The sequence below is a fragment of the Pseudoxanthomonas wuyuanensis genome, assembly GCF_900215535.1.
Classification (GTDB): Bacteria; Pseudomonadota; Gammaproteobacteria; order Xanthomonadales; family Xanthomonadaceae; genus Pseudoxanthomonas_A; species Pseudoxanthomonas_A wuyuanensis.
In genome coordinates this window covers 69,737-80,002 of sequence record NZ_OCND01000003.1, presented here as the reverse complement: position 1 = coordinate 80,002, position 10,266 = coordinate 69,737, and the positions used below count along the sequence as shown (strand labels likewise).

General features: G+C 66.2%; 5 protein-coding genes. 2 read left to right on the top strand and 3 right to left on the bottom strand.

The window, feature by feature from the left end:
* Positions 1-120: 120 nt before the first annotated feature.
* Both CRO39_RS08070 and CRO39_RS08065 read left to right on the top strand, forming a co-directional pair.
* Positions 121-927, top strand: a complete 807-nt coding sequence (locus tag CRO39_RS08070; RefSeq protein ID WP_097121392.1) for a response regulator transcription factor — start codon at positions 121-123, stop codon at positions 925-927.
* 203 nt (positions 928-1,130) lie between these two features.
* Positions 1,131-2,750 (top strand): hybrid sensor histidine kinase/response regulator, encoded by a 1,620-nt coding sequence (locus CRO39_RS08065; protein WP_162125972.1) that lies wholly within the window; start codon positions 1,131-1,133, stop codon positions 2,748-2,750.
* Positions 2,751-2,850: 100 nt separating this feature from the next.
* Here the strand turns inward: CRO39_RS08065 and CRO39_RS08060 are convergent, their stop codons facing one another.
* The 3 genes from CRO39_RS08060 to CRO39_RS08050 form a co-directional block, all read right to left on the bottom strand.
* Complete coding sequence (locus tag CRO39_RS08060) at positions 2,851-3,306, bottom strand: DUF4019 domain-containing protein (protein WP_097121390.1); 456 nt, start codon at positions 3,304-3,306, stop codon at positions 2,851-2,853.
* A 56-nt stretch (positions 3,307-3,362) separates the two neighbouring features.
* On the bottom strand, positions 3,363-4,193 hold the full coding sequence (locus CRO39_RS08055) for an OmpA family protein (RefSeq protein ID WP_097121389.1): 831 nt from the start codon (positions 4,191-4,193) through the stop codon (positions 3,363-3,365).
* A 168-nt stretch (positions 4,194-4,361) separates the two neighbouring features.
* Positions 4,362-10,266 (bottom strand): YadA-like family protein (locus CRO39_RS08050; RefSeq protein ID WP_097121388.1); only part of this gene is annotated, 5,905 nt, incomplete at its 5' end.

Here is a 10,266-nt window from a genome sequence, read left to right as displayed (position 1 = left end):
AATCTTGATGACGGGAAGAATTTTTCTGTTGCGTGACGGTTATCCCAGTAGTCCATTCACTCTTCGTCCTGCTGTTTGGCCACTCGCGCCATTGGATGGCACCGCACACGAGAGACGTCCATGACCCATTCGACACTTCCCGCCATCTCCAGCGCCGTCGATGAGGACTGCCGCTCCGCTGCCGTCCCGGCACCGCCCAGGCAGCAGCCCCGCCGCGCTTCCTTGCAGATGCAGCGGTACCGCCTGCTGGTGGTGGAGGACGACGACGATCTGCGGAACGCCGTGCTGCTTCCCGCCTTTGCCGATGCGGGCTATGCCTGCACCGGCGTCGGCACGGCGCTGGAAATGTATCGCTGCCTGGCCGGCCAGAGCTTCGACCTTATCCTGCTCGATATCGGCCTGCCGGACGAAGACGGATTCCGCTCGATAAAGCACCTGCGTTCGCTGACCAAGGCCGCGATCATCATCCTCACCGGCATGGACTCCGATGCCGACCGTATCCGCGGCCTTTCCAGCGGCGCCGACGCCTATCTCTCCAAGCCTATAGACAGCGACGTGCTGCTCGCCTGGGTACGCACCATCATCCGCAGGGTCGGCGATGGCCCCGGCAATGCGGCCGACGCCCAGATCAAGGCGGCAACCAACTGGCGGCTCTCCGGCAACGGCTGGCACCTGCTGGCGCCGGACGACCGCGCGGTCATTCTTTCCCCTCCCGAGCGGATCATCGTCAATGTCCTCATTGCCGCCGGCGGCAAGACGGTGCACCGGGACGAACTGGCTTCGCGCCTGATGGGCGAGATTCGTACGTTCACTCCCAACAAGCTGGAAATGCTGATCCACCGCTTCCGCGCCAAGGTGCTGCGGGTGACCGGGCAGCAGCTTCCGCTGATGGCCATCCGCGGTGTCGGCTATATCTTCAATGCCTGACCCGGCGCGGAACAAGCCAGAACGTCATCCCGGCGGCTGGCCCGGCGCCGCCCCGGAGCGCGGCTCCGGTGCGGCCGCAGGCAAGTACCGGTACCATTTCGCCAATGTCCTCCCATGAAGCCTCGCTGGATATTGGCCGCCGCCTCCTCGGCTGGATGGGGCGTGTTCCCGTTGCAGCACCGCAGGACAGACGCAATGCGCTGATGCTTCAGACCATACTTGCCATCATCGGCGCGACGGCGTTGACGATGGCGGTCGTTTCCTGCACGGCCGCGGACGTGGCCGAACGCCGCGAAAGCTTCATCGCGCTGACCATCAGCCTGTACGCATGGGGCTGCTTCTGGCTGTTGCGCAAAGGGCTGTTCCGGCTTTCGGCCAGCCTGACCGTCATCGGCAGCCTGTCCCTGATCGGGTTCACCTACCTGACCTACGGACTGCAGGCGCAGTCCGGCCTGCAGATGACGCATCTGATGCCGTTGTTGTTTGCCGGCCTGTTGCTGGGAAGGACTGCGGTCTGGTGGACTGCCGCGGCCAATGCGGTTGCGCTGGCGATCGGCGCGTGGGTGGATCTGGCGCATGCGACCAACGCGGCCGCCGCAGCCGAGGTGTTGCCGAACCTGTTCCTTTCCGGGATGAACTTCCTGGTCCTGGCGGTGATCCTGGACCGGCTGATCCTGTCCTCGCAACGGGCGATTCAGCGCAGCGAGGAGCTCAATGCAACCTGCATGGAGCTGGAGCGCGAGATCGACGAAAAGGAGCGCGCCTACGCCCGCCTGCTGCACGCACAGAGAATGGAAACCATCGGCCGGCTTTCCACCGGCGCCGCCCACGATTTCAACAACATCCTCAGCATCATCCTGGGGCTGGCCACGCCGCTGGGCAAGCGCGGCATCCCCGTCGACGCCATCCTGCCCGGGATTCGCCAGGCGGCGCGGCGCGGCGCCGTGGTCACCCGCCGCCTGCTGAGCTTCAGCCGCACGCAGGCCAAGCAGGTGTCCAGGTTCGATCTGGCCGAAGCCGTCGAAGAAATGCGCTCGCTGATTCTGCCGATGTTCCATGATGGCATCCAGGTGCAGCTGGACATACCTCCGCGCGGCCTGGCGGTGGAGATGGATCGCGATGAACTGGAACTTGCGCTGCTCAACATGGCCAGCAATGCCTGCGATGCCATGCCGCAGGGGGGCCAGTTCACGCTGAGCATCGAGTCAAGCGGCACGCATGCGCTTGTGCATATGATTGACACCGGTATCGGCATGACCCAGGACGTCGTCGCCCGTCTGTTCGAGCCTTTCTTCACCACCAAGCCCAAGGACAAGGGGACCGGTATCGGCATGGCGATCGTGCACCGTTTCATCGCCGACGTCGGCGGCGATATTGAAGTGGACAGTGCGCCCGGCCAGGGCACGCGCATCTGTCTGCACCTGCCGCTGGCGCCGCACGACCCCGCGGCTGAAGCGGCTGCGGCCGAGCAGCGGTGCATCCTGCTGGTGGTCAATGACCAGGAGATCCTGCAGCTTCTGGAAACGACGTTGACCGCGCACAGCTGCCGTCTCATCGCCACCCGCCATGGCGACGAGGCGATTTCCCGCCTGTTGCAGTCCACCGCGGCCATCGACGCCGTGATCGCCGACTACGACATCCCCGATACCGATGGGCTGATGCTGCTGCGGCAGATTGGCAACATGCTGCCGAAGGCGCAGCGGACGCTGATCTCCGACCGTTTTTCCACGCTTCCCGACGAACACGGCATCACCCGATTGCCCAAGCCGTTTACCGAGCAGCAGTTGCTGGACATATTGCGGATGGCCCGGACATCCGGTTAGGGCTTGCAGGCCGCTCGGCGACCTGCAAGGGGGAACTTCTTTCAACCATTTCGAGCGATGGCGTACGGCGCCCGAAAGCCAGCGTCGATTCGCTTAACCGTCACGGCTGTACGGCGTAGCCGGCGAAGCGCCAGGTACCGTCCTCGTCCAGCCGGAACGACACCAGTTCGCGTACCGGCGGCTTGCCGGCGAATTCGGCCAGGAACTCGGCCGATGCGTACAGGCCCTGCGGCAACGCGGCGCCGTCGCCGGACTGGCGGCGTACCGAAAGCCAGTTGCGGTTGGCGGTTTTTCCCAGCGGCTGGCGGGAGCGGTTGATGCCGGCGACGAACGCATCGCGCGTCACCGTCTTCTTGGTAACGGCCGAGGATTCATCCCATAACGCGGCCACCTGCCCGGCGTCCACCGCCGTGGCCACGCGCAGCCCCGCATCGCGTATCGCATTGGGATCTATGGCGCCGGCGGCCGGGCGCGCCGCCGATGGCGGTTGTTGCGCGGCCACAACGCCGGTGGTCAGCAGCAGCAGAATTCCGATTGCAGAAACCAGCTTTTTCATTCGAATGCCTCGATACAAGGTTCAGGCCGCACTGCGTTGAAAGCAACGCCGCGGTGCTATTGGAATCCCATGACAGCCACTTCGACGCGGCGGTTGGGCTGCAGGCAGGCCACCAGTTCGTCATGCGGCAGCGAATCGGCGCATTGCTTCACCGGTTGCGACTCCCCTACCCCATGCGCGCTGAGACCATCCGCCGCCACGCCATTCTGGATCAGGAACTCGCGCACGGTCTGTGCCCGGCGTTGCGATAACGCCTGGTTGGCCGCTTCGCTTCCAATGCGATCGGTATGTCCGATCACCTGGATGATGGCCGCCTTGGAGTCCTTCAGCTGGCTGGCGATGGCGGCCAACTCTTCGCGTTCCCGCGGCTGGATATCCTTCAGATCGGAACGGCCGAAGGCGAACAGCGCGTCGGCGGAAAGCTCGAAGCGCTGCGGCGCGCGGGCAACCGGCGCATCCGCCCCGGGCGCATCGGTCTTCAGCAGATCGGCGCATCCGGCAGGCGACCAGTGGAAAGCCTGGCCCAGGTAATCCTTGTCGAAAATCACCTTGTACTGGCAGGTGACGATCTTGCCGCCTTGGCGGAAGTGGAACAGGTAGTCCCACTCGCGGGCAGCGTAGCCTTCGCGAAAATGCGGCCGGCCAATCAAGTCGTACAACTGATCCTTGCTGAGGCCCGGGCCGATCTGGCGCAGATTGTCCAGGTTGGGGAAGGTGCCTTCCTTGAGCACGACATTGTCGGCGGACGGGAAGATCACTTCGTCCGCCTGGGCGTCCGGCGCGATGCCGCGGCTTACATGCCTGGTGCAGGCCGGCAGCACAGCGGCTGCGATGAGGGCGCATAGCGCAAATCGGGTGATTCGCGCGGAGTTATTCCTGATGTCCATGTCTCTGTCGCCTCTTGAATGTCGTCTCTGGATATCGGTGGCTGGTCGGATGCCCTGGTCGGTTCTTCATGTCCTGAAACTTCCGCCGCCCGCAATCTGTACCGGCGGTAGATGGAGCGGCAGGCCGTGCCTGGGGTGGGTGCTGCGTTGGCCTGCCGCTCCGGGGAGCTACCACTGGATCCCGGCGCCTACCGAGAAGCCCCAATCGCGCGAGGTGTTGCCGCTGGCCGAAGCCTTGTAGACCCAGCGGCCGTTGTCGGTGATGCCCGACAGGCCGACCGCCATCCCGTACTCGCCCTGGTATCCGCCAAAACCCACCGCCAGCATGCTCTTGCCCGGCAGGTAGGCCTGCGGCAGGCCGGCCATGGCCATCGCCGACGAAGTCGCGCCGCGGTAGCCGCGCTCCATCGTCCACACGTCGTTGTCCAGTTCGGCCAGGCGCATGTCGGTGTACTGGTTGGCCTGGTTGACGGCGTGGTTCACGCCTGCGTTCAACTGGTTGACGTTGACCGCGTCGGTGCCGGCGATGCCGGGCGCCACGCCGGTAATCGTGCGTCCGCCCATGTTCACTTCGCCGGTCGAGTTGCTGCTGCCCACGTAGGCGGCGTTGTAGCCGGTCTGCGCGCCAACGGTGGTGGCCGAGCCGTTGCCGATGGCCACGCTGTTGACGTGCGTGGCCTGCGAGCCGGAACCCAACGCCGCCGAATTGGCCGCCGAAGCGTTGCTGTTGGCGCCCAGTGCCACACTGTTGCTGCCGCTGGCGGTGGAGTTGACGCCGCCGGCCATGGAGTTCACGCCGGTGGCGCCATCGTTGTTGTAGTTGCCGCCCTGCACGCCGCCGTCGTTGACGCTGTAGTAGTGGGTTGCGGTGGCGTTGAGCTGGTTCTGCACCGCCTGCAACTGCGCGACATTGACCGCATCGCTGGCCGCGGTACCGGCAGCCACGCCGGTGATCTGGCGGTACAGGCCGCTGCTGGCATCGCCCACGCTGACCGCGCCGGAAGTGCTGGTGGTGGCGGCAATGGCGGCTGCCTGTCCGGCGGTCGCACCCGCAGGCACATAACCGGCAACGCCGGCGGCCGTACTGGAGACCGAATCGGCGCCGATGGCGACACCGCCGGCCACCGTGGACTGCGACCCCGAGCCCACCGCCACCGAGCCCGCACCGGCGGCATTGCTGTTGGCGCCCACCGCAACGCTGCCCTGGCCGCTGGCCGCGGCATTGACGCCGGAGGCCACCGCGTTGACGCCGCTGGCGCCATCGTTGTTGTAGTTGCCGCCCTGCACGCCACCGTCGTTGACGCTGTAGTAGTGCGCCGTGGAAGCATTGACCGTGTTGCTCAGATTGGCGATGGCCTGGTTGGTCGCGTGCAGCTGCGAACCGTTGACCGCATCCGTGCTGTCGGCGCCGATGCGGCCGGCCGCCACGTTGGTGATGGTGCGCTCGGCGCCCACGTCACCCACGCTGACGGTTCCGACCGGCGCGGTACCGGCGAAGTTGTAGGTGGTTCCGCCGATGACGATGCTCGCCGTTCCCACCGCTGCCGCCGTCGTCGCATTCGAACCCAGCGCCACGCTGTTGGCATCGGCAGCGGTGGCGCCAAAACCGATGGCCACGGAGGCATCCCCGGACGCCGCCGAATCCACGCCGGTGGCCAGCGAATTGATGCCGGTGGCGCCGTCGTTGTTGTAGTTGCCGCCTACCACGCCGTTGTCGTTGACGCTGTAGTAGTGGGTTGCACTGGCATCGATCCGGGTGCTGAGGTTCTCGATCGACTGGTGGGCCGCGAACAGCTGCGAGCCGTTGACCGCATCCGTGCTGTCGGCCGAGATGCGACCGGCCGCCAGATGGGTGATGGTGCGCTCGGTACCCGCCGCGCCCACGCTGACCGTGCTGGTCGGCGCGGTGCCGGCATAGTTGTAGGTCACCCCGTCGATCGTCGTGCTGGGCGTCGCCACCGCCACCGCTGTCACCGAACCGGCACCCAGCGCGACGCTGCCCGGCTCGTTGGCGGTGGCGCCTGCGCCCAGCGCCATGGCCTGGATGCCGTTGGTAACCGCGTTGGTGCCCAGCGCGACGCCATCGGCAAAATTGACGATGGTGTCCTGGCCAATCGCAATACCGCCCGGCGCCGTCTGCTGCACCAGCGCGCCATTGCCCATACCGATGCCGTTGTCGCCATTGACCGTGGTGTTCGGGCCGATGGCCACCGACTCGGCGCCGATCGCCAGCGAATCGGGCGCCGTCGAGTTGGCGTGGAAGTACATGGTGGGCGTTACCGCGAACGAACTCAGTCCATTCCTCAACTGGCGCAGCGTCACCGCGTCCTGATCTTCGGTGCCGTCGGCGACGTTGGTGATCTGGCGATAAGAGGTGTCGGTACCCACCGACACGGCGCCCAGCAACGTCTTGTCGGTGGTGTTGTACGGAATCAGGCCGGTACCGGCAATGATGCCGCCGGACTGCGGCGCGACCACACGGTCGGAAAGGGAACCCGAGCCCAGCGCCACCCCGCCATCCGTGATCACGCTGGCGTTGTTGCCCAATGCCACGCCCTGCGCACCGGCGGAACTTGCGCCCACGCCGGCCGCCATCGCGTTGATGCCGGTGGCGCCATCATTGTTGTAGTTGCCGCCCTGCACGCCGTTGTCGTTGACGCTGTAGTAGCGCGTGGTCGCCCCCTCCACCAGGTTGGTCACCTGCTCCAGGTTGACCGCATCGGTGTTGTTGACGGCGGCTGCCACGTTGGTGATGGTGGTATTGCCGGCATCGATGCCGATATTGGTGATGCTGGGACCGCCGCTGGTGAAGCTGATGCTGCCGTCATTGATGACCGTATCGCCAACCGTGATGCTGTTGAAGCTGGGATCGGCCACCACGCCGACGGTCATCGTGCCGGTGCTGTCGTCATAGACCACCGTGGCGTTGCTGCCCGCCGCCACCGTCAGCGTCTCGTTCGGCGCGATATTGCCGCTGTTGGTACCGTCGGTGATGTTCCAGCCGGCATTGGCGATGTTGCCTACCGCGGTCAACTGATCCACGTTGACCGCGTCGGTCCCCGCCACGCCGGGCGCGACGTTGCTGATGACCAGACCGCCAGCGTTGATGCCGGTGGTGGTCACGCTGGGGCCACCGGCAATGGTCAGGCCATTGCTGTTCAGCACCGTGCCGCCGGCGGTCACGCTGTCGACGGTGATGTCGTCGGCCAGGTCGAAGGTGACGTCGTCGTCGGTCGCGTTCTTGCTGACCACGATGTTGCCGTCGCTGTTGTTCAGGTCGACCGTTTCATCCGGCGCCACATTGGTGGCATTGGCGCCTTGCGCGCTGAGGTTCCAGCCGGCAGTGGCGATGTCGCCAATGGCGTTCAACTGGCTGACGTTGACGGCATCGGTATCGGCCACACCGGCGGTCACGCCGCTGATGATGCCAGTACCGCCGGCGTTGACGGTGGTGCCGCCGAACACCGGCGAGTCGGCCATCTGCAACTGGATGGCGCCGGTGGCCGGGTCGGTGACCGTGCGCAGGTTGCCGCCGCTGTAGGTGCCGGCGGTGCTGGCGCCGCCCCGGATGGCCAAGGTCTGGCCCAGGTCGCGGTGCACGTCGCCGGCGGTGTTGTCATTGCCGGTGAAGTTCAGGCCGGCGGTGCTGACGGAAGTCAGCTGATCCACGTTGACCGCATCGGTGCCGGCCACGCCGGGGGCGACGTTGCTGATGACCAGACTGCCGGCATCGATGCCGGTGGTGGTCACGCTGGGGCCACCGGTGATGACCAGGCCGGTCGAGCCGACGCTGGTGCTGTTGACGCCGTCATCGACGGTCAGGCCGCTGGTGTTCAGCACGCTGTTGCCAGCGGTGACGCTGTCCACGGTGATGTCAGCGGCCAGGTCGAAGGTGACATCGTCGTCGGTCGCGGTCTTCGACACGACAATGTTGCCGTCGCTGTTGTTGAGGTCAACGGTTTCGTCCGGGGCGACGTTGGTCGCGTTGGCACCCTGCGCGCTGATATTCCAGCCCGCATTGGCGATGTCGCCAATGGCGTTCAACTGGCTGACGTTGACGGCATCGGTATCGGCCACACCGGCGGTCACGCCGCTGATGATGCCAGTACCGCCGGCGTTGACGGTGGTGGCGCCGAACACCGGCGAGTCGGCCATCTGCAGCTGGATGGCGCCGGTGACCGGGTCGGTGACCGTGCGCAGGTTGCCGCCGCTGTAGGTGCCGGCCGTGCTGGCGCCGCCCTGAATGGCCAAGGTCTGGCCCAGGTCGCGGTGCACGTCGCCGGCGGTGTTGTCATTGCCGGTGAAGTTCAGGCCGGCGGTGCTTACGGAGGTCAGCTGGTCGACGTTGACCGCATCGGTGCCGGCCACGCCCGGGGCGACGTTGCTGATGACCAGACCGCCAGCGTTGATGCCGGTGGTGGTCACGCTGGGGCCACCGGCAATGGTCAGGCCATTGGTGTTCAGCACCGTGCCGCCCGCGGTCACGCTGTCGACCGTGATATCAGCAGCCAGGTCGAAGGTGACGTCGTCGTCGGTCGCGGTCTTCGACACGACAATGTTGCCGTCGCTGTTGTTCAGGTCGACCGTTTCATCCGGCGCCACATTGGTCGCGTTGGCGCCCTGCGCGCTAAGGTTCCAGCCGGCGCTGGCGGTCGTGGCGACTGCTTCGATCGCCTGGTTGGTCGCATACAGCTGTGAACCGTTGATCGCATCGGTCGAGGTATCGGAGATCCGGCCCGCTGCCACGTTGGTGATCGTGCGTTCGCTACCCACCGCACCCACGCTGACCGTACTGGTCGGCGTAGTGCCGGCGAAGTTGTAGGTCACCCCGTCGATGACCGTGCTGGCCGTGGCCACCGCGGTATCGGTCACCGAGCCCGAGCCCAGCGCCACATCGCCGGCATTGTTGGCCACCGCGGTATCGCCGAAAGCGACCGCGCCGGCGGCCAGCGCGCTGCTGGTGCTGCCGAGGGCCACGCTGCCCTGGCCGATCACCGTGTTCTGGTAGCCGATACCCACCGCGCCCTGTGCGGCGGTGCCCGGCGTGCTGACCGCCTGGCCGCCGCCGCCGACCATATTGGTGTTGCCCATCGCCACCGAGCCGTTGCCGGTGGCGGTGTTGTCCAGGCCCGAGGCAATCGCACCATTACCAGTCGCGGTATTGGGATCGCCAATGGCCACCGCGCCATCGCCGTTGGCGACATTGCCCGAGCCGATGGCCACGGCGCGACCGCCGGTGGCGACGGAGCCCCGGCCGATGGCGACTGCCTCGTCGGAATCGGCGACGGCATCCGTGCCTATGGCGATGCTGCTCTCACCCGTTGCATTGGCGTGCAGACCCACAGCCGTGGACGCTATCCCGCCTGCGGTGGCCTGGTAACCCGCGCCGAATGCGAACGTGGCGGTGGCGCTGGTGCCCCCGCCGATGGCGGTGGCCGTGGTGGTGCTTGCATTGGCGCCGTTGCCGTACGCCGTCGCCCAATCGCCGATGGCTGTTGCGCCCTCACCGACGGCCGTCCCGTGAGATCCCGTTGCGCTGGCGTTGCGCCCGATCGCTATGGCGTAGGTCCCCGTGGACGCAGCGTCGGTGCCTACCGCGATACCGCTCTCACCCGATGCGTTGGCGTGCAGGCCCACTGCCGTGGACGACACCCCGCTGGCAGTGGCCTGGAAACCCGCGCCGAACGCGAATGTGGCTGTGGCGCTGGTGCCTGCACCGATGGCCGTGGCCGTGGTGGTACCCGCATTGGCGTCATTACCATAAGCCGTCGCCCAATCGCCGATAGCTGTGGCGCCCTCACCAACCGCAGTCCCATAAGACCCTGTCGCGGTGGCATTGCTCCCAATCGCAATGGCAAAAGGCGCCGTCGCGCCGTCGTTGAGATAGTTAGCCTGTTGCGTGCCACCATCGTTCACGCTGAAGTAGTGAACGGGCGTGCTGGCCGCGATGGCCGCGATGGCCTGGTTGGTGGCGAACAACTGCGAGCCGTTGATGGCATCGGTCGAGCTGCCGGAAATCCGGCCAGCCGCCACGTTGGTGATGGTGCGTTCGGCGCCTACGCTGCCGACGCTG